Genomic DNA, 19,181 nt, shown 5'->3' on the forward strand with positions numbered 1-19,181 from the left:
AAAAACCAACTGAGCAGACCAGTTTCATTACCCTTGCGTAAACTCAAGGCTTAATTTCTTCGTCAGTGGGAGGGAGTTGTTCGGGTTGAGCGACTTCTTCTTCGCTTTCATCCACCGGCTCGGGATGGATCCCCAGGTAAGCCAACTCTGCCAATAGGAACTTGGACATCCTCTCGACACAGGCCTCGCCTTCGGCAATGGCTTCTTCGGCGCGGTGAAACTCCATGATGTTGATTTCCGACACCCGGGGCTTGAGTTCCATTTCCGGCGGGTCCCCTGCCATGCGGGCGCGGGTAATACGCTCTTGCATGATGTTGATGGCGCCGCTCATCACGTTCCACATGGACGGCAGGGCCGGCTCTTTCTCCTTGGCGCCGCGTTCCGGGCGAATTCGGCTGATCCACTGGCGCAGCATGCCCTCTTCTTCTTCTTCCTCTTCTTCTACTGCCACCTTATGGGGCTGATCGCCTGCCAGGTTGACGGCAATAACGATCTCGGCGCCCATGGCCCGAGCCAGGGACACTGGCACTGGATTTACCACGGCGCCGTCAATCAAGAGGTGATTGTCACGGTAGATGGGCACGAAGATCCCCGGCATGGCGCAGGAGGCACGCACCGCCGAGACCATGTCGCCGTCCTGGATCCACAGCTCGCGGCCGGTATTGAGGTCGGTCGCTACCACCCCAAAGGGCAGCTTGGTTTCAGAGAAGTCTTTGTGCTTCATGCCATTGGCAATCACGTTAAAGACCTTGTCGCCGGAAAAAAGCCCCCGGCCACTAAAGGTGGGGTCCAGCAGCGACATTACCTGCAGCTTGGTAAAACCGCGCACCCAGGATTCGAGCCGGCCAAGGTTCCCACCAGCATAAGCCGCGCCAACCAAAGCACCGATGGAGCAACCACTGATAAGGTCGGGCTTGATGCCCAACTTGGCCAGTCCATTGAGAATACCGATATGCGCCCACCCCTTGGCCGCGCCGCTGCCAAGGGCAATACCCAAAATCGGCCTATGACGACCTGTCATCTGTGGTTTCCTCCTCTTAATCCTGCTTAGGGCCAGACTACCAGTTTGCCGACCAGGGCCCAATAAAAAGGCTGTTTGCAGCTTTTACCATAACCTTAATCGGATATATCAATACTGACCGGCAACGCTGCGTAATCGCTTCGGGGAACTATCCTTTATTAACCAACCCTAAAGTTAATGGAGAGCGATATGAAAGACCCATACCAAGGCCCGGAGCGCCGGTTTCACGAGCGTCGCTGCGGCCATGAGCGCCGCGAAGAAATGCGTTGGGAGCCCGACAAAGAAGACCGTCGGCGCAGCGAAGGCCGCCGCAGTTGCGATAAACAAAACAGTTTGTGGCAACGCTAGGGGCTTGTATTTGGTTTCGCAAAGCTCCATAACGTACTCATAGGCATTTTTGAAAGGCAGTATCTGATGTTCTCCTTCTCCCCGGCTCTTCGTAGCGTAACCTGGGTCATCCTGATGACCCAGCTCGCTTGGCTGAGCCTGGGTGAAGCGGTAGCCCAATCCCAACAAGATGGCTATCAGCAGAGCCAGTTACTGGATCAGAACGCCAGCCCCGACCTGGACTCGTCCCTCCCCGGTACCCTTTCTCTCAGCCCCTGTAATGTCTTGGCCTGGACGCTGGCAAGAGAAAGCCATACCGAGCCCATGTCTTCGGCGCGGTGCCAACTGCCCCCTCCCCGGGCACCGCCGACTGACCTCACCGGTTTTTAGTCAAGCAGTCAAAAAAACAGTTAGGTTCAGTAGAGGTAGTTATGAACAATTTCAGCGCCATTCCCACCGTCGCAATGACCGACGTAGACCATTTTGTTGATGCCGAATATCCCGCTCAATTGAGCCTGGAAAGCCCGGCCGCCTGGATCACCACCGACTTTGCCCGCCGCGCCCCTTTGGTTATCGAGCATGACGTCAAGGTTGACGACGCCCTGTACATGATGAAAAAGGCCCACGTCAAAGCCAAACTGGTGGTGGATGCCAACAACCGTTTCTTAGGCATCGTCAGTGCTTCTGACTTGCAGAGCCACAAAGTGCTGATGCATGCCACCAACAAGGCCATCCATCGCAACGAGGTCACCGTGGGTGACGTGATGGTCGACAAGGCCCACCTGCACGGTTTTGCCTACCAGGAGCTGGAAAGCGCCACCATCGGTGACGTGCTCTACACCCTGCAAGAGCTGGGCGAGCAGCACATCCTGCTGCTGGATAAAAAGATGAACAGCCTGCGCGGCATGATCTCCGCTGCCGATATCGCCCGCGCCCTGCACATCCCTATCGATATCACCCAACGCGCCTACAGCTTTGCCGAAGTATTCCATGTGCTGAAATCCGCCTGATTACGCACAAACCAACGTCTTATGTTGACCGGCCTGATGGCCGGTCTTTTTTTGGGGCGTAATAACCCATCCAGCCCAAAGCCAGGCACAAAAAAGCCGGCCTTGAGGCCGGCTTTTTGACTGCTCTCACTTAGGCATGTTCTTCGATGATTTTCTCCATCTCGTCGAAGTGGCCACGCATCGCCTCACTCGGCGCCGGCGTCACCAAGCTGACCACCACAATGGCAATTGAGCTCAGGATAAAGCCGGGCACAATTTCATAGAGGTAGGCTGACAGCGGCTTGCCGTCGATGGTAACAGGGCCGTAAATCCAGAACAGCACCGTTGCCGCGCCCACCAGCATACCGGCCAGAGCGCCCTGGCGAGTCATGCGCTTCCAAAAAAGCGCCAGGATGATCACCGGGCCAAAGGCGGCACCAAAACCGGCCCAGGCGTTACTGACCAGGCTCAAAATGCTGTTTTCCGGGTTCCAGGCCAAGACGATGGCCACCACCGAAACCAACAACACTGACAAGCGCCCTACCAACACCAGCTCCTTTTGGGTGGCGTCGCGGTGCACGAAGGCCTTGTAGAAGTCTTCGGTCAGGGAGCTGGAGGTGACCAGCAGTTGCGACGAAATGGTGCTCATGATCGCCGCCAGAATGGCCGCCAGCAAGAAGCCGCCAATCAAGGGACTGAACAGGAATTGGGAGAACACGATAAAGATGGTCTCCGGGTCATCCAGGGTCATCTTCGTCTTGGCCACATAGGCAATGCCCACAAAACCGGTTGCCAGGGCGCCGATGATGGACACCACCATCCAGCTGATACCGATGCGGCGGGCAGTTTTGATGTCGCTCACCGAGCGAATGGCCATAAAGCGCACGATGATGTGCGGCTGGCCAAAATAGCCAAGGCCCCAGGCCAGCAGGGAAATGATCCCCAAGGTCGACACGTCTTGAAGCACACCGGATTTGGCGGCGTCTTTGAAGAAATCAAGATACAGCGGGTTAAGCCCTTCAACCTTGTGCACCGTCGCGCTCACGCCACCCAAATCGGTAAAGGCAACAATGGGCACCAGCACCAGGGCGATAAGCATAATGCAGCCCTGCACAAAGTCGGTCATGGAGACCGCCAAAAAGCCGCCAAAGAGGGTATAGGCGCACACCACGGCAGCAGTAACGATAAGGCCGGTGCCGTAAGACATGCCAAAGGAGCTATCGAACAGCTTGCCGCCGGCGACCAAGGAAGCCGAGGTATAGAGGGTAAAGAAGATGATGATCACCACCGAGGACAACAGCCGCAAATGGCGTTTGTGGTCTTCAAAGCGGTTACCGAAGAAATCGGGAATGGTGATGGAGTCATGGGCGACTTCGGTATAGGTGCGAAGCCGCGGCGCCACGATGATGTAGTTAAGAAACGCGCCGATGACCAAACCCACTGCAATCCACAACTGGGAGACACCGGAGACATAAATGGCACCGGGTAGACCCATCAGCATCCAGCCGCTCATATCAGAAGCGCCGGCAGAAAGCGCCGTTACCGCAGGGCCAAGGCCGCGACCGCCCAACATGTAGCCTGACACATCGTCCGTTGATTTTTTATAGGCATACAAACCAATGCCCAGCATGGCAATAAAGTAGGTTGCCAGCGAAATAAGCGTGCCTGTTTCCACTCTGCACTCCTGTTTTTATTGGGTGAGTGTTGTGCTTACGTCTCGGCAAAAACGACAATATCGGCCGACAAACGCGCACATTTCATTCGAGTTCAAACAAATACCTTAACATGGTGGAAGAATAATTTCTCCCCCGCATCCGGGCCGCTGCCGGGGCTATGGCAAGCACCCCAGTGGTGGCGGCAAAGATTATGGTGTCAAAGCCTCAAAATGCGCAGTTACCACCAGCAAGGCAATAAAAACCCCGGCGACAACATGACGCCAGGGCATATAAAAGGCAAGGGCACTGGGCCCTGTCAGGCCGGTAAAGCCATTAAATGCGGATACCTCCGTCAATTTCCAGTACCCGAGCGGTGAAATAATCATTTTCAAAGATGAATTTCACGCCATGGGCAATTTCGTCGGGCAAACCCATTCGCCTTAAAGGTATTACCGACTCCATCCGCTCTATGGCTTCGGGCTTCATTTGGTCGGTCATGGCGGTTTTAACAACCCCAGGCGCGATGGCGCCGGTGCGAATACCAAAACGGGCCAGCTCCTTGCCCCAGGTCACCGCCATGGTGGCCACAGCCGCCTTGGAGGCCGAGTAGTTGGTCTGGCCCATGTTGCCAGCTCGGGACACGCTGGAGATGTTGACTATCACCCCTTGGGCGCCATTGGCCACCATGGTGGCTGCGGCTTCACGGCCACACAGAAACGTGCCCACCACGTTGACATTGATGACCGACTGGAACTGCTCCAGGCTCATCTTGCTCACCTGGCCGTCACGGACCTTGAGCAGCATACCGTCGCGCATTACCCCGGCGTTGTTGATAAGGCCGTTAAGGGTGCCAAAATCGTCACCGATGCGTTTGAAGGTGGCCTCAACAGCCGCCTCTTCGGTGATATTGCAGCCGTAGGCCAGGCCCTGGCTGCCGGCTTTTTCAACCAGACCCAGGGTCTGGGCTAGGTCAGCCTCGTTGATGTCAATCAGCGCCAGCTTGGCGCCCTGCTCGGCCAGCATTACTGCCATGGCCTGGCCCAGGCCGCGTCCGGCACCGGTAACGGCAATCACCGCGTCGTTCAACTTCATGGTTACTCCTCGAAAAGCGCCAGCAGGGACGAAAAGTCCTTGGCGCCATTACCTTTCTTGTTATGCATTTGATAGAGGGAGCGGGCCAGGCTGCCCATGGGCACCGGTGCGGCCACTTCACCGGCCGCCCCCATGGCCAGTTCCAGATCCTTGCTCATCAGCTGGCTCATAAAGCCGCCCTGATAACCGTTGGACGCCGGGGCGTTGTCCATGACCCCGGGCACCGGGTTGTATTTTTCCAGCACCCAGTTGCCGCCGGAGCTGACCTTCATGATGTTGGAGAGCACCAAAGGGTCCAGGCCGTGAGCCATGCCCAGCTTCAGCGCCTCGCAGGTACCGGCCATCAGCACCGACAGCAGCATGTTGTTGCAGATCTTGGCCACCTGCCCTGCCCCGCCGAGGCCGGCGTGAAAGATGTTGGCGCCCATGGCATCCAGTACCGTTTTGGCCCGTTCAAAGGCCTGGTCGCTGCCACCGACGATAAAAGTGAGAGTGCCAGCATTGGCGCCAGCGGTGCCGCCGGAGACCGGCGCATCGACAAAATCGATACCCTTCTCGGCCGCAGCTTGATGCACCTTCTTGGCGGTGGCGGCGTCGATGGTGGAAGAGTCGATAACCAGGGTGCCGGCTTCCAGTTTGGCCAGCAGCCCGTTATCGCCAAGGTAAATACCGGCCACCTGGTGCCCTGCCTGCAACATGGTCACCACCACCGGGCAGCGGCAGGCACTGGCCAGGTCGCCGGCTTCGGCGCCGGCTGCCACTAGTTCGGCCACCGCCTTGGCATTGAGATCCACGGCCAGCACTTCATGGCCGGCCTTGAGCAGGTTTTTGGCCATGGGGCCGCCCATGTTGCCAAGACCGATAAAGGCAATTTTCATAACCACTCCTTAGATATCTGCCAGGGGGTGCTGCCCCCAGGGACTCTCGAAGAATCGCGCCAGCACCTTGGGGTCCACTTCGGCAACGCTGCCAAAACGCCAGCGCGGCGCCTTGTCTTTATCCACCAAGAGCGCCCGTACCCCTTCCAAAAACTCGCCAAATTCGCCGCAGCGCCAAGAGAGCCCCGCCTCCATGCGAAACACCTCGGCAAGGCTCATGTCTTTGCCGCGCTTGAGCTGCTCGAACACCACCGCCGCCGACAGCGGGCTGCCGTTTCGCAGGGTGTCGCGGGCGCGGGTAAGCCAGGGGTCGTCGGTTTCAAGACCGGTAATGGCCTGGACGATGGCGGCAAGGTCACCGCCCTTGCAGAGGCGGTCGATGGTGTCCTGGTGGGCTTTAACCTGGCCACGGGGCAACTTAGCCCGGGCCGGCATCTCCAGGGTTTTAAGGGCCTGGGTGAGCTTTTCGTGATTGAGGCTCAAGGTCTCGCCCCAATTGACATGGCAAAGGGCGTCAAAGAGCCGGCCTTTGTCTTCGGCGGGAATAAAGTGGTCTGCCAAGTCCACATAGAGGGCGTCGGCGGCGTTGATGTTGGCACCGGTCAGGCCCAAAAAGAGCCCGCTTTTACCCGGCATGCGCGACAAAAAGTAACTGCCGCCCACATCGGGATAAAGGCCGATGGTGATCTCCGGCATGGCGATGCGGGCGGTCTGGGTCACCACCCGGTGGGAGGCGCCGCTCATCAACCCCAGGCCGCCGCCCATGATGATGCCGTGGCCCCACACCAGTACCGGTTTTTTCAAACAATGGATTTGATAATCAAGGCGATATTCTTTGACAAAGAACCCCTCCACCGCCTTGCCGCCGTCGTCACTGCCGTTCATGGCGTTATACAAGGCCACCACGTCACCGCCGGCGCAAAAGGCTTTGTCCCCTGCCCCTTCCAGCACCACCATGGCGATGCGCGGGTCCGCATCCCAGGCCGCCAGCTGCGGCCCCAGGGCGTCAATCATGGCCTCGCTGAGGGCATTGAGGGATTTTTCACTGTTCAGGCGGGCCACACCGATGGCTTTGCCGTTGGCGGTGTCCAGTTCTTCGATTTGCAGGAATTCGGTCATGAGTTTTGCCACTTGGGTTGTCTTTTTTCCAAGAAAGCCTGCACACCTTCGCGTTGATCTTCGCCGTCAAAGAGTTTGACGAAGTATTCGCGCTCAAGAGCGCGACCCTTTTCCAGGGGCGCATGGCGGCAGGTCTGCACCAGCTTCTTGCAGTAGGCAACAGCCATGGGGCTCTGGTTCCCCACTTCTTGGGCCAAGGTCATGGCGGCGGCAAAGCTGTCGCCGGTGGCCACCACTTCTTCGACCAAACCGATCTCCAGCGCTTTGCGGGCCGTGACCTGCTCCCCGCAAAGGATAATGCGTTTTGCCCAGCCCTCCCCTACCAGGTGGGTGAGCAGTTGGGTGCCGCCAGCGCAGGGCAACAGCCCCACCCGAGCCTCGGGCAGCGCCATCAGCGCTTGCTCTTCGGCCACTCGCAAGTCGCAGGCCAGGGCCACTTCCAGGCCGCCGCCCATGGCATAACCGTTGATGGCGGCGATGGACACCCCGCGAAAATCGGCAAGGGTTTCAAAGGCGCGGCCAAAAAGGTGGGCCATCTCGCCCGCCACGTCTTTATCGCCGTCGGCAAAGACCTTGAGATCGGCGCCGGCGCTGAAGAACTTTTCGCTGACCGAGCGCACTACCAGCGCATAGACGCTGCGGTTGGCGTTGAGCTCTTCTACCGTGGCGGCAAGGCCGCGCAGGCTCTCGGCTGTCCAGGTATTGGCCGGCGGGTTGTTGAGGGTCAGCACGGCAACGTGGCCGTCTATCTGCAAATCCAGTGGCGATTTCACGATGGCTCCTTAGACGATGGGGTGGCGGTGCTCGGCGAGCAGGCGCCGGCCGATGATAAGACGCATGATCTCGTTGGTCCCTTCGAGGATCTGGTGCACCCGCACATCCCGAAGATGGCGCTCCAGCGGGTACTCACGGATATAACCGTAGCCGCCGTGCAGTTGCAGCGCCTGGTTGCACACCTCAAAACCCACGTCGGTAGCAAACCGCTTGGCCATGGCGCAATAGGCGGTGCGTTCTGGGTCTTTCACGTCCAGCTTATAGGCCGCCAGGCGCACCAGTTGCCGGGCCGCCACCAGTTCGGTGGCCATGTCCGCCAATTTAAATTGCAGCGCCTGGAAGGCGGCCAGGGGTTTGCCGAACTGGCTGCGCTCGGTCATGTAGCGGGTGGCCGTGTCCAGCGCCTGCTGGGCGGTGCCCACCGAGCAGGTGGCGATGTTAATGCGGCCGCCATCGAGCCCCATCATGGCGAATTTAAAGCCCTCGCCCTCTTCGCCCAGGCGATAGTGTTTGGGTACCCGCACCTTGTCGAAGGTAACCATCCGGGTGGGCTGGGCGTTCCAGCCCATTTTTTCCTCGGCCTTGCCGTATTCGATACCGGCGGCATCGGCCGGTACCACAAAGGCGCTAATGCCCGACGGGCCGGCCTCACCGGTACGGGCCATCACCACTAGCACCTGGGTGCTGCCGGCGCCGCTGATAAAGACCTTGGCCCCGGACAGCAGGTAGTCGTCACCGTCTTTGTCGGCGCGAGTACTGAGGTTGGCCGCATCGGAGCCGGCGCCCGGCTCGGTCAGGCAGTAAGAGGCGAGTTTTTCGCCGGTGACCAGCGCTGGGCAAAACTCGTCAATCGCCTCCTTGGTGCCAAAGCTTGCCACCATCCAGGTGGCCATGTTGTGGATGGTCATAAAGGCAGTGGTGCTGGTGCAGCCCATGGCCAGTTGCTCGAACACGATGCTGGCATCGAGCCGGCTAAGGCCAAGGCCGCCGGCGGCTTCCGGGGTGTAGAGGCTTAAAAAGCCCAGCTCACCGGCCTGCCTTATCACCTCAACCGGGAAATAATGTTCTTTGTCCCAGCGGGCAGCATGGGGCGCCAGCTCACTGCTGGCAAACTGACGGGCGGTATCTTCAAAGGCCTGCTGATCGTCGGTCAGATGAAAGTTCATGGCTCACACTCTTTTACTTCAGGTGGATGGTCATGTTGGGGCCAGCCGGGATGTCTCCTTCGAACCAGCGGGCGGTAACGGTTTTGGTTTCTGTGTAAAAACGCACCGCTTGCTTGCCGTAGGCGTGCTGGTCGCCATAGAAGGAGCCCTTCCAGCCGGTGAAGCTGAAAAACGGCAGCGGTACCGGGATAGGCACGTTGATCCCCACCTGGCCGACGCTGATTTTGTGCTGATACTTGCGGGCGGCAGCGCCGCTGGCGGTAAAGATGGAGGTGCCGTTGCCATAGGGGTTGGCGTTGACCACCTCAATGGCCTCATCCAGCGAGTCGACGTTCATCAGGCACAATACCGGCCCGAAAATCTCTTCGTTGTAGATGCGCATGTCGGTGGTTACGTCGGCAAAGAGGGTCGGGCCAACCCAGTTGCCCTGCTCATAGCCCTTGACGGTAAAGGCCGAGCCGTCCAGCAGGCAGCGTGCGCCCTCTTCTTTACCGGCCTTGATGAGTTCCAGCACCCGCTCTTTGGCCTTGGGAGAAATCAGCGGGCCGTAGGCCGCCTGGTTATCGTTCCAAAGGCCAGGGGTCACCTCGCCTAGGGCTTGTTGGATGTCTTCGGCCCAGGCCTGGGTTTCACCCACCAGCACCACCACCGAGATGGCCATGCAGCGCTGGCCGGCGGCCCCGACCGAGGCACCGACGATGTTGCTGATCACCTGCTCTTTATTGGCATCGGGCATCACCACCATGTGGTTTTTGGCGCCGGCAAAGGCTTGTACCCGCTTGAGGTTCTCGGTGCCGCGCCGATAAATATATTGGCCAACCGGCACCGACCCCACGAAGGACAGCGCCTTAACGGCCTGGTGGTCGAGCAGGAAGTCTACCTGCTCCTTGCCGCCGTGAATCACTTGCAGCACCCCTTCAGGCGCGCCGGCTTCCACAAAGAGCTCCACCAACCGGGTTGGGGTCATGGGATCTTGCTCTGAGGGCTTAAGGATAAAAGTGTTACCGCAGGCGATGGCCAGCGGGAACATCCACAGCGGGATCATGGCCGGGAAGTTAAACGGCGTGATACCGGCGCACACCCCAAGAGGCTGGGTGAGACTGTAGCAGTCGATGCTGCGAGCTACGTTCTCCACCGTTTCGCCCATCATCAGGCTGGCGATGTTGGCGGCATGCTCCACCACCTCAATGCCGCGCCACACGTCGCCTTTGGCATCTTCAAAGGTTTTGCCGGTCTCAAGGGAGAGAATTTCGGCGATTTCATCGTGGTGGGTTTTCAAAAGGTGCTGGTAGCGCAACATCAACCGGGCCCGCTCCGACACCGGCGTCTCCCGCCAACTCTCAAAGGCGCGCTGGGCGCTATCCACCGCGGCCTGCATCTCGCTTTGGGTGGCACAGGGCACCCGGGCGATAACGCTGTTATCCGCCGGGTTGGTTACGTCGATAAAGGTGTCAGCCTGGCTCTGGGTGAAGTGGCCATCAATAAAAAGCGGAAGGGTTTTCATCGTGCCGGTCCTTAGATGAGTTCGATGGCAACGGCCGTGGCTTCACCACCGCCGATACAAAGGGAAGCAACGCCGCGTTTGAGGCCGCGCTGCTTAAGAGCATGGATAAGGGTTACCAGCAGCCGCGCGCCGGTACAGCCTATGGGGTGGCCTAGGGCACAGGCGCCGCCGTTAACGTTGACCTTGCTGTGGGGCAGCCCCAGTTCGTTGATGGCCAGCATCGCCACCATGGCAAAGGCTTCGTTTATCTCGAAAAGATCCACCTCGTCCTTGTGCCAGCCCACCTTATCGAGGAGCTTTTGAATGGCACCAACCGGCGCAATGGTAAATTCGCTGGGGTGCTGGGCGTGCTGCACTTGGCCCTTGATGCGGGCAAGCGGGCTAAGGCCTCGGCGCTCGGCGTCTTCTTCGCGCATCAGCACCAAGGCGGCGGCGCCGTCAGAAATAGAAGAGGCGTTGGCGGCGGTGATGGAGCCGTCTTTGGCAAAAGCCGGGCGCAGGGTGGGTATTTTTTCAGGCGCGGCCTTACCCGGTTGCTCGTCCACCTCAACCTGCACTTCGCCCTTGCGGGTTTTAACGGTGACCGGGGTGATTTCGTCGGCAAAGTAACCGTTGGCGATGGCAGCCTTGGCACGGGTTAGGGACTCAATGGCAAAGGTGTCCATGGCCTCGCGGCTAAGCTGATACTCATCGGCGGTGTCCTGGGCAAAAGAGCCCATCAGGCGGCCACTGTAGGCATCTTCGAGGCCATCTAAGAACATGTGATCTTTGATTTCGCCATGGCCCATTCGAAGGCCGCCCCGGGCTTTTGGCATTAGGTAAGGGGCGTTGGTCATGGACTCCATGCCGCCAGCCACCACCGCATCGGCGCTGCCGGCCAAGAGCAGGTCGTGGGCCAGCATCACGGTTTTCATCCCCGAGCCACACACCTTGTTGACGGTGGTGGCGCCGCAGCTGTCGGGCAGCCCGGCATGGCGGCTGGCCTGGCGGGCCGGCGCCTGACCAAGCCCGGCGGGTAGCACGCAGCCCATCAGGGTTTCGCTGATATCGGCAGGTTTAAGACCGGCGCGGCTCACCGCCGCCTTGATGGCCGCCGCCCCAAGCAATGGGGCCGGCATATCACTCAGGGCACCTTGAAAAGCCCCCATGGCGGTGCGGGCCGCCCCCAGGATCACGATAGACATGACTTAACTCCTTAAAGCATTGGTCACAGCCTATCGCATGATTAACGTTTACGGCAACGTAAAGATAAAATTCACAAGACCCGCTTAAATAGACTCTCAACCGGTGAGAGCCATTCCTTTTAGCCGCTCTCGCTAGCGGCTAAAAAAACACCTGCCGTTCTCCCTCTTCCTCTGCCTCCACTGGAAGGTCTTTTGCACAAAAAAGCGGCCGTCAGCGTTAAAGGCAAGCTTTAGACTAAGGTCGAATTTATAAATTATCGTAAACAGTGATTTGCCTCCGAGGTAAGCGGTATACAAAGGGGCATTTTTATGCCTTATATGGTAGTGTTGTTAACTTACAACAGCACTGACACCCCTTGATGAGGCTTGCCTTTTCAAGGCGAGAAAGCCAGTCTAGACAGTAGTTTGCGTGTTAATTTCCCCCGAGCACCGCAGACTTTACCTTTACGTAAACTTCCAGTAAGGTAGTAGCATCGACGATGAGCCAAGACACCATGTCCAACATCACTTACAGCATCAGCGAGCTGGCAAAAGAATTCGATATCACCACCCGGTCGATTCGATTCTATGAAGATCAAGGTTTGATCACCCCAGAGCGTAAAGGACAAACCCGTATCTACAATCGCCAGGACAGAGTGCGTTTGAAGCTGACCCTGCGCGGTAAAAGGTTGGGCTTTTCCCTGGCTGAGATCCGTAAGTTGTTCGATCTGTATGATGCCGACAAATCCTCGCTCACCCAGCTACACACCATGCTGGAGCTGGTTTCCGAGAAGAAAGCGGCATTGGAGCAGCAGATGGAAGACATCAAAGTGGTGCTCATGGAACTGACGTCGGCAGAAACCCGCTGCCGTAGCGCCTTGGACGAGATCAACAACAAGAAAAAGGCCAGCGGCAGCTAAACACCACGCATCTCGGGGGAGACGCTGATGATTAGCCCGTTCAAGAGCCTGAACTTCGGTTTGGGCGATACCGCGGACATGCTCCGCGAACACGTCAACCATTTCGCCCGCGAGGTCATTGCACCCCGCGCCGCGCAAATCGACCACGACAACCTTTTTCCCAACGAACTGTGGCCCCGTTTCGGTGAAATGGGCCTGCTGGGCGTAACCGTCTCGGAAGAATACGGTGGCGCCGGCATGGGCTATCTCGAACATGTGCTGGCCATGGAAGAAATCTCCCGGGCCAGCGCCTCGGTGGGGCTTTCTTACGGCGCCCACTCCAATCTCTGCGTCAACCAGATCTACCGCAACGGCTCTGCCGAGCAAAAGCAAAAATATCTGCCCAAACTCATCAGCGGCGAGCATATCGGCGCCCTGGCCATGTCTGAGCCCAATGCTGGCTCTGACGTCGTATCCATGAAGCTCAGCGCCCGCGACGCCGGTGACCATTTTGTGCTGAACGGCACCAAGATGTGGATCACCAACGGCCCCGACGCCCACACCTATGTGGTGTACGCCAAGACCGACACCAGCAAGGGCCCCCACGGCATTACCGCCTTTATTATCGAGCGCGGCTTCAAGGGCTTCTCCCAGGCCCAAAAGCTCGACAAGCTGGGCATGCGCGGCTCCAACACCTGCGAGCTGGTGTTTGAAGACTGCATTGTGCCCAAGGAAAACATCCTTGGTGAGCTGAACCAGGGGGTGCGGGTGCTGATGAGCGGCCTCGATTACGAGCGGGTGGTGCTGTCTGGCGGCCCTCTTGGCATCATGCAGGCCTGCATGGATGTGGTGGTGCCCTACGTCAACGAGCGCGAGCAGTTTGGCCAGGCCATCGGCAGCTTCCAACTGGTACAGGGCAAGCTGGCCGACATGTATACCCGCATGAACGCCGCCCGCGCCTACGTCTATACCGTGGCCCGCGCCTGCGACAGGGGTGAGACCACCCGCAAGGACGCCGCCGGCGTTATTTTGTATTCCGCGGAACTGGCCACCCAAATGGCGCTGGATGCCATCCAACTGCTGGGCGGTAACGGTTACATCAACGAATATCCCACCGGCCGGTTGCTGCGCGACGCTAAGCTCTATGAGATTGGCGCCGGCACCTCCGAGATCCGCCGCATGCTCATTGGCCGTGAACTCGTAAACGAGTCCCGCTGAGTCGTTGTGACAGGCGGCCTTGAGCCGCCTTGAAAAAGGGCCTGTCGATGATCCTGTCATCCAATATCAACACCAAAAGTGACACCTTCTTGCAAAAAGACGCCGCCATGCGCGCCTTGGTGGCCGATCTGCAGGAAAAAATTACCACCCTCACCCAAGGCGGCGGTGCCAAGGCCTGTGAGCGGCACAAGTCGCGCGGCAAGCTGCTGGCCAGGGAGCGTATCGATTTATTGCTCGATGCCGGTTCGGCATTTTTGGAAATCGCCCAATTGGCCGCTTTTAATGTCTATGAAGACTATGTGCCCTGTGCCGGCGTGGTGGCCGGTATTGGCCGGGTCAGTGGCGTCGAGTGCATGATTGTGGCCAACGACGCCACCGTCAAAGGCGGTACCTATTACCCGCTGACGGTCAAAAAACATCTGCGCGCCCAGGAGATAGCCGCCCGCTGTCACCTGCCCTGCCTTTATCTGGTGGACTCCGGCGGCGCCTTCTTGCCTCGCCAGGACGAAGTGTTCCCCGACCGGGACCATTTCGGCCGCATCTTCTTTAACCAGGCACAGATGTCTGCCAAAGGCATACCGCAGGTGGCGGTGGTGATGGGGCTTTGTACCGCCGGCGGCGCCTATGTGCCGGCCATGGCCGACGAGTCCATCATAGTGCGGGGCCAAGGCACCATCTTTCTGGCCGGGCCGCCGCTGGTTAAAGCCGCCACCGGTGAAGAAGTGAGCGCCGAAGACTTAGGGGGCGCCGATGTGCACTGCAAGGTGAGCGGCGTAGCCGACCACTACGCCCAGGATGACGCCCATGCCCTGGCCATGGCCCGTGACGCCATCGCCAACCTCAACTGGCAAAAGCCCCAGCGGTTGGCCCTCAAGGCGCCCAAGCCGCCCCGTTTCCGGGCCGAAGAGCTGTACGGCATTGTCGGCACCGACCTTAAAAAGCCCTTTGATGTCAAAGAGGTTATTGCAAGGCTGGTAGACGACTCCGAATTTCACGAATTCAAGGCGCTGTACGGCCCTACCCTGGTGTGCGGCTTTGCCCATATTCAGGGCTACCCGGTGGGCATTGTCGCCAACAACGGCATCCTCTTTAGTGAAAGCGCCCAAAAAGGCGCCCACTTCATCGAGCTTTGCTGCCAGCGCAAGGTGCCGCTGGTGTTCTTGCAGAACATCACCGGCTTTATGGTGGGCCAGAAATACGAGGCCGAGGGCATTGCCAAGCACGGCGCCAAGATGGTCACCGCAGTAAGCTGCGCCAGCGTGCCCAAGTTCACCTTGGTGATTGGCGGCTCCTATGGCGCCGGTAACTACGGCATGTGTGGCCGCGCTTACGACCCCACCCTGATGTGGATGTGGCCCAATGCCCGGGTATCGGTCATGGGCGGCGAGCAGGCTGCCGGGGTGCTGGCCACCGTCACCCGCGACAACAAGGCCAAGCAGGGTGAAAGCTGGAGCGACGAGCAGGAAAAAGCCTTCAAGGCGCCTATCATCGAACAGTACGAGCAGCAGGGGCACCCCTACTATGCCTCGGCCCGGCTTTGGGACGACGGCATTATCGATCCGGCCCAAAGCCGCGAGGTATTGGCCCTGGCCCTGGCTGCCTCCCTCAACGCACCGATAGCCGAGACACGCTTTGGCGTGTTCCGCATGTAAGGAGAGATCATGGATTGGTTAATCACCGACATCGACCCGCGCGGGGTAGCCACCCTTTGCCTGAACCGGCCGGACAAATTCAACGCCTTTGACGACGCCCTCATAGGCGAGCTGGTACAAGCCCTGGCGGAACTGGCCGAAGAGCCCAAGCTGCGGCTACTGGTGCTAAAAGCCGAGGGCAAGCACTTCTCCGCCGGCGCCGACCTTAACTGGATGCAGCGCCAGGTGACCCAGAGTTTTGACCAAAACCTGGCCGAGGCCGAGGCCCTGGCCGAGTTGATGATGCGCTTAGACAGCTTCCCTCACCCCACGGTGTGCCGCGTGCAAGGCAGCGCCTTTGGCGGCGCCTTGGGCCTCATCGCCTGTTGCGACGTGGCGGTGGCCAGTGACGATGCCAAGTTCTGTCTGTCCGAAGTAAAGCTCGGCCTGGTGCCGGCGGTGATCAGCCCCTATATGGTGCGCAGCATCGGTTATCGCCAAACCCGCCGCTACGCGCTGACAGCCGAGCGCTTCGATGCCGCTACGGCCCTTGATTTATCCTTGGTGCACGACGTGGTGCCGGCCGCCAGCCTTGACGACAAGGTCGAGCAGTTCGTCAACCAACTGCTGGCCAACGGCCCACAGGCGCTGACCGCCTGCAAGCTGCTCCTTGAGCATGTGGCCACCCAGCCCCTGGACAACGAGCTACGCCACTTTACCGCCAATGAAATCGCCCGCATTCGCATCAGCCCCGAAGGCCAGGAAGGTCTGAAAGCCTTCTTTGACAAGCGCCCGCCGGGCTGGCAGGGGAAACGCCGTGTTTAAAAGCCTGCTTATTGCCAACCGCGGCGAAATTGCCTGTCGGGTGATCCGCACCGCCCATCGCATGGGCCTGCGCTGCATTGCCGTATATTCCGACGCCGACAAAGACGCCCGCCACGTGCAACTGGCCGACGAAGCCTGGCATCTGGGGCCAAGCGACGCGGCCCAGTCTTACCTGCGGGCCGATAAAATTCTCGCCATTGCCAAGGCTGCCGGCGCCGATGCCGTGCACCCAGGCTACGGCTTTTTGTCTGAAAACAGCCACTTTGCCAAAGCCTGCCTGGATGCCGGTATCGCCTTTGTTGGCCCACCGGTGGGCGCCATCGAAGCCATGGGCTCCAAATCGGCAGCCAAGGCCATCATGGCCGATGCCGGGGTGCCGCTGGTGCCGGGCTATCACGGCAGCGACCAACATGACGCCACCTTGCTGCGCGAAGCCATCGACATCGGCTTTCCGCTGCTGATCAAGGCGGCCATGGGCGGCGGCGGCAAGGGCATGCGGGTAGTTGAAGGCCCCGAGCAGTTAAAAGACGCCATCAACAGCGCCCGGCGCGAGGCCCTAAGCGCCTTTGGCGACGACACCCTGCTGCTGGAGCGCTACCTCACCACCCCACGCCATGTGGAGGTGCAAGTCTTTGCCGACACAAAAGGCAACTGCATTTATCTGGGGGACCGCGACTGCTCGGCCCAGCGCCGCCACCAAAAGGTCATCGAAGAAGCGCCTGCCCCGGGGCTTAGCCCCCGGCTCAGGGCCGCCATGGGCGACGCGGCGGTCAAGGCCGCCAAGGCTATCGATTATGTCGGCGCCGGTACCGTGGAGTTTTTGCTCGACGGCAACGATTTCTACTTTATGGAAATGAACACCCGGCTGCAGGTGGAGCACCCGGTTACCGAGATGGTGACAGGCCAGGATTTGGTGGAATGGCAGCTCAATGTGGCCGCCGGCCAGCCCTTGGCCCTCACCCAAGACCAGGTGCGCTGCCAAGGCCACAGCGTCGAAGTGCGGATTTACGCCGAAGATCCCTTCAAAGGCTTCTTGCCTCAAAGCGGCCAGATAGCCCTGCTGCGCGAGCCGCAGTCGGACGTGCGCATCGACACCGGGGTGCGCCAGGGGGACGAAATAAGCCCCTATTACGATCCGATGATCGCCAAGCTCATCGTCCACGGCGAGAACCGCAGCAGCGCCCTTGGCAAGATGGCCAGAGCCCTGGACAACTACTGTCTGGCCGGTATCCAAAGCAACGTCGGCTTCTTGCGCCGCCTGGCCAGCCACCCGGCTTTTATCGAAGGTGATTTAACCACCCGCTTTATCGAGCGCCACAGTGAGCAGCTTACCAGCGAGCCGCAATGGACAGAGCATCGCCTGGCCCTGGCGGCACTGACGGTGCTCTGTTATCGCCGCCAGGACGCCCGAGAACAGCGTCAGCAAAGCGCTGAGCCCGGCTCGCTCTGGCACCGCGCCGACGGCTGGCGCCTCAACGGCAAAGCCGGCACCACTTTGCACCTGGATATCGGTAACAGCGAGCCGCTGCGGGTCGAGGCCCAAAGCAGCGGCCAGGGTTGGCAGCTGCGCTTTCACGGCCACCAGTTGCTGGCCGAAGGGGAGCTACAAGGCGAGCAGCTCAATGCCAGCCTCGATGGCCACCAGCTGCACCTGCCGGTGTGGCGCCATGGCGACTGTGTGGTGCTGTTCGACCAGGGCCAACCTTTTGAAGTGCGTAACCACCAGCGTGATACCCAGCTCGATACCGGCCTTGAGAGCGATCTTTGCGCGCCGATGAACGGCACCATCGTCGCGGTACCCATTGAGGCTGGCGCCAAGGTAAAAAGCGGTGAGGTGCTGGTGGTGATGGAAGCCATGAAGATGGAATACGCCATCACCGCCCCACGGGACGGCCAGGTGGCCGAGGTGTTCTTCAAGCCCGGCGAGCGGGTCAGCGATGGCGCAGAGCTGGTGCGTCTGGAGGAGGCTTGATGGCACTGCCGAGCAAGGTCCGCATTGTCGAGGTAGGCCCCCGCGATGGCCTGCAAAACGAGCCGGGGCAACTGAGCCTTGAGGATAAAAAGCAGCTTATCGAGATGCTGGCCGGCGCCGGCCTTAGCCACATCGAGGTGGGTAGCTTTGTCTCGCCGCGCTGGGTGCCGCAAATGGCCGACACCGGCGAGCTTTTTGCAAAGCTTGCCCGCAAGGAAGGGGTGCTGTACTCGGCGCTGACTCCCAATCTCAAGGGCCTGGAAGGGGCCCTGGCCGCCAAGGCCGGTGAAGTGGCGGTGTTTGGCGCGGCGTCCGAGACCTTCAGCCAGACCAACATCAACTGCTCCATTGTTGAGAGCATGGAGCGCTTTGCCCCGGTGGTGGACAAAGCCCGCGCGGCCGGGCTCAAGGTGCGGGGCTACGTGTCTTGCGTGCTGGGCTGCCCTTACGAGGGCGACATTGCCCCGGCCCAGGTGGCGAGAGTTGCACAAGACTTGTGGGACATGGGCTGCGACGAAATTTCCCTTGGCGACACCATCGGGGTGGGCACGCCCCTTCGCACCCAGGCACTTATCGAGGCGGTGGCGGCGGTGGTGCCGGTTGAAAAGCTCGCCGTGCATTTTCACGACACCTACGGCATGGCCATCGCCAATATTCACCAGGCGCTCTTGCTTGGGGTTGCGGTGGTTGATGCCGCCGTTGCCGGCCTTGGCGGCTGCCCCTATGCCAAAGGCGCCAGCGGCAACGTGGCCACCGAAGATCTGGTGTATCTCCTCAATGGCCTGGGAGTTGAACACGGGGTTGACTTGGGGCGCCTGTGTGAAGCTGGCTGGTTTATCAGCGAGCGCCTTGGCCGTCAGCCCACCTCCAAGGTCTCGCAGGCCCTCAAGGGCCGGGAAAAGGACTGCCTACTGACCCACCTTTGAAAAAGGCCGCTTTGGCGGCCTT

18 protein-coding genes are annotated in these 19,181 nt (G+C 59.7%); 9 read left to right on the forward strand and 9 right to left on the reverse strand.

Annotation, left to right across the window (positions count from 1 at the left end; translation table 11 throughout):
- Positions 1-43: 43 nt before the first annotated feature.
- Positions 44-1,021, reverse strand: a complete 978-nt coding sequence (rssA, locus tag EDC28_RS12810; RefSeq protein ID WP_123421870.1) for a patatin-like phospholipase RssA — start codon at positions 1,019-1,021, stop codon at positions 44-46.
- A gap of 189 nt (positions 1,022-1,210) precedes the next feature.
- On the opposite strand from rssA, the gene EDC28_RS20165 reads away from it, so the two are divergent.
- The 3 genes from EDC28_RS20165 to EDC28_RS12820 all read left to right on the forward strand — a co-directional run bounded on the left by EDC28_RS20165 (position 1,211) and on the right by EDC28_RS12820 (position 2,358).
- Positions 1,211-1,369: a hypothetical protein gene (locus EDC28_RS20165; protein WP_170164107.1), complete on the forward strand. Its 159-nt coding sequence runs from the start codon at positions 1,211-1,213 to the stop codon at positions 1,367-1,369.
- Positions 1,370-1,435: 66 nt separating this feature from the next.
- Positions 1,436-1,738 (forward strand): hypothetical protein, encoded by a 303-nt coding sequence (locus tag EDC28_RS12815; protein WP_123421871.1) that lies wholly within the window; start codon positions 1,436-1,438, stop codon positions 1,736-1,738.
- A 41-nt stretch (positions 1,739-1,779) separates the two neighbouring features.
- Positions 1,780-2,358 (forward strand): CBS domain-containing protein, encoded by a 579-nt coding sequence (locus EDC28_RS12820; RefSeq protein WP_050659399.1) that lies wholly within the window; start codon positions 1,780-1,782, stop codon positions 2,356-2,358.
- Positions 2,359-2,488: 130 nt separating this feature from the next.
- Here the strand turns inward: EDC28_RS12820 and putP are convergent, their stop codons facing one another.
- The 8 genes from putP to EDC28_RS12860 form a co-directional block, all read right to left on the reverse strand.
- Positions 2,489-4,012 carry a sodium/proline symporter PutP gene (gene putP, locus EDC28_RS12825; RefSeq protein WP_050659398.1) on the reverse strand — a complete coding sequence of 508 codons (1,524 nt, stop codon included), beginning with the start codon at positions 4,010-4,012 and terminating at the stop codon, positions 2,489-2,491.
- 313 nt (positions 4,013-4,325) lie between these two features.
- Positions 4,326-5,084: an SDR family oxidoreductase gene (locus EDC28_RS12830; protein ID WP_123421872.1), complete on the reverse strand. Its 759-nt coding sequence runs from the start codon at positions 5,082-5,084 to the stop codon at positions 4,326-4,328.
- Between the two features lie 2 nt (positions 5,085-5,086).
- Positions 5,087-5,962 (reverse strand): 3-hydroxyisobutyrate dehydrogenase, encoded by an 876-nt coding sequence (gene mmsB / locus EDC28_RS12835; RefSeq protein WP_050659396.1) that lies wholly within the window; start codon positions 5,960-5,962, stop codon positions 5,087-5,089.
- Between the two features lie 9 nt (positions 5,963-5,971).
- Positions 5,972-7,093 carry an enoyl-CoA hydratase/isomerase family protein gene (locus tag EDC28_RS12840; protein WP_332318253.1) on the reverse strand — a complete coding sequence of 374 codons (1,122 nt, stop codon included), beginning with the start codon at positions 7,091-7,093 and terminating at the stop codon, positions 5,972-5,974.
- Positions 7,078-7,854 (reverse strand): enoyl-CoA hydratase, encoded by a 777-nt coding sequence (locus EDC28_RS12845; RefSeq protein WP_083445896.1) that lies wholly within the window; start codon positions 7,852-7,854, stop codon positions 7,078-7,080. Before EDC28_RS12845 ends, EDC28_RS12840 begins: the two co-directional genes overlap by 16 nt.
- Positions 7,855-7,863: 9 nt before the next feature.
- The gene (locus EDC28_RS12850; protein ID WP_123421873.1) at positions 7,864-9,021 is read right to left on the reverse strand and encodes an acyl-CoA dehydrogenase family protein; all 1,158 of its coding nucleotides are present in this window, start codon (positions 9,019-9,021) and stop codon (positions 7,864-7,866) included.
- A gap of 13 nt (positions 9,022-9,034) precedes the next feature.
- The gene (locus EDC28_RS12855) at positions 9,035-10,525 is read right to left on the reverse strand and encodes a CoA-acylating methylmalonate-semialdehyde dehydrogenase (RefSeq protein ID WP_050659392.1); all 1,491 of its coding nucleotides are present in this window, start codon (positions 10,523-10,525) and stop codon (positions 9,035-9,037) included.
- 11 nt (positions 10,526-10,536) lie between these two features.
- Positions 10,537-11,709, reverse strand: coding sequence for an acetyl-CoA C-acyltransferase (locus tag EDC28_RS12860; RefSeq protein ID WP_050659391.1), 1,173 nt, complete (start codon positions 11,707-11,709; stop codon positions 10,537-10,539).
- A gap of 479 nt (positions 11,710-12,188) precedes the next feature.
- Between EDC28_RS12860 and EDC28_RS12865 the strand changes: the two genes are divergently transcribed.
- Genes EDC28_RS12865 through EDC28_RS12890 form a run of 6 tightly spaced genes read left to right on the forward strand, consistent with a single transcriptional unit; the run spans position 12,189 to position 19,159 of the window.
- A complete protein-coding gene (locus EDC28_RS12865) occupies positions 12,189-12,608 on the forward strand; it encodes a MerR family transcriptional regulator (protein ID WP_050659390.1) in 420 nt (139 codons plus the stop codon).
- 27 nt (positions 12,609-12,635) lie between these two features.
- On the forward strand, positions 12,636-13,805 hold the full coding sequence (locus tag EDC28_RS12870; RefSeq protein WP_123421874.1) for an isovaleryl-CoA dehydrogenase: 1,170 nt from the start codon (positions 12,636-12,638) through the stop codon (positions 13,803-13,805).
- Between the two features lie 47 nt (positions 13,806-13,852).
- Positions 13,853-15,457, forward strand: a complete 1,605-nt coding sequence (locus tag EDC28_RS12875; RefSeq protein ID WP_123421875.1) for a carboxyl transferase domain-containing protein — start codon at positions 13,853-13,855, stop codon at positions 15,455-15,457.
- Between the two features lie 9 nt (positions 15,458-15,466).
- Complete coding sequence (locus EDC28_RS12880) at positions 15,467-16,261, forward strand: enoyl-CoA hydratase-related protein (RefSeq protein ID WP_050659387.1); 795 nt, start codon at positions 15,467-15,469, stop codon at positions 16,259-16,261.
- On the forward strand, positions 16,254-18,233 hold the full coding sequence (locus EDC28_RS12885) for an acetyl/propionyl/methylcrotonyl-CoA carboxylase subunit alpha (RefSeq protein ID WP_123421876.1): 1,980 nt from the start codon (positions 16,254-16,256) through the stop codon (positions 18,231-18,233). Before EDC28_RS12880 ends, EDC28_RS12885 begins: the two co-directional genes overlap by 8 nt.
- Positions 18,233-19,159 (forward strand): hydroxymethylglutaryl-CoA lyase, encoded by a 927-nt coding sequence (locus tag EDC28_RS12890; RefSeq protein ID WP_123421877.1) that lies wholly within the window; start codon positions 18,233-18,235, stop codon positions 19,157-19,159. Before EDC28_RS12885 ends, EDC28_RS12890 begins: the two co-directional genes overlap by 1 nt.
- The last annotated feature ends 22 nt before the right edge of the window (positions 19,160-19,181 follow it).

It is taken from the genome of Gallaecimonas pentaromativorans (assembly GCF_003751625.1).
Lineage (GTDB): Bacteria > Pseudomonadota > Gammaproteobacteria > Enterobacterales > Gallaecimonadaceae > Gallaecimonas > Gallaecimonas pentaromativorans.

Coding starts and splice junctions, on each gene's coding strand:
- rssA (WP_123421870.1), bottom strand. CDS start 1,021: ATGACAGGTCGTCATAGGCCGATTTTGGGTATTGCCCTTGGCAGCGGC.
- EDC28_RS20165 (WP_170164107.1), top strand. CDS start 1,211: ATGAAAGACCCATACCAAGGCCCGGAGCGCCGGTTTCACGAGCGTCGC.
- EDC28_RS12815 (WP_123421871.1), top strand. CDS start 1,436: ATGTTCTCCTTCTCCCCGGCTCTTCGTAGCGTAACCTGGGTCATCCTG.
- EDC28_RS12820 (WP_050659399.1), top strand. CDS start 1,780: ATGAACAATTTCAGCGCCATTCCCACCGTCGCAATGACCGACGTAGAC.
- EDC28_RS12830 (WP_123421872.1), bottom strand. CDS start 5,084: ATGAAGTTGAACGACGCGGTGATTGCCGTTACCGGTGCCGGACGCGGC.
- mmsB (WP_050659396.1), bottom strand. CDS start 5,962: ATGAAAATTGCCTTTATCGGTCTTGGCAACATGGGCGGCCCCATGGCC.
- EDC28_RS12850 (WP_123421873.1), bottom strand. CDS start 9,021: ATGAACTTTCATCTGACCGACGATCAGCAGGCCTTTGAAGATACCGCC.
- EDC28_RS12855 (WP_050659392.1), bottom strand. CDS start 10,525: ATGAAAACCCTTCCGCTTTTTATTGATGGCCACTTCACCCAGAGCCAG.
- EDC28_RS12860 (WP_050659391.1), bottom strand. CDS start 11,709: ATGTCTATCGTGATCCTGGGGGCGGCCCGCACCGCCATGGGGGCTTTT.
- EDC28_RS12865 (WP_050659390.1), top strand. CDS start 12,189: ATGAGCCAAGACACCATGTCCAACATCACTTACAGCATCAGCGAGCTG.
- EDC28_RS12870 (WP_123421874.1), top strand. CDS start 12,636: ATGATTAGCCCGTTCAAGAGCCTGAACTTCGGTTTGGGCGATACCGCG.
- EDC28_RS12875 (WP_123421875.1), top strand. CDS start 13,853: ATGATCCTGTCATCCAATATCAACACCAAAAGTGACACCTTCTTGCAA.
- EDC28_RS12880 (WP_050659387.1), top strand. CDS start 15,467: ATGGATTGGTTAATCACCGACATCGACCCGCGCGGGGTAGCCACCCTT.
- EDC28_RS12890 (WP_123421877.1), top strand. CDS start 18,233: ATGGCACTGCCGAGCAAGGTCCGCATTGTCGAGGTAGGCCCCCGCGAT.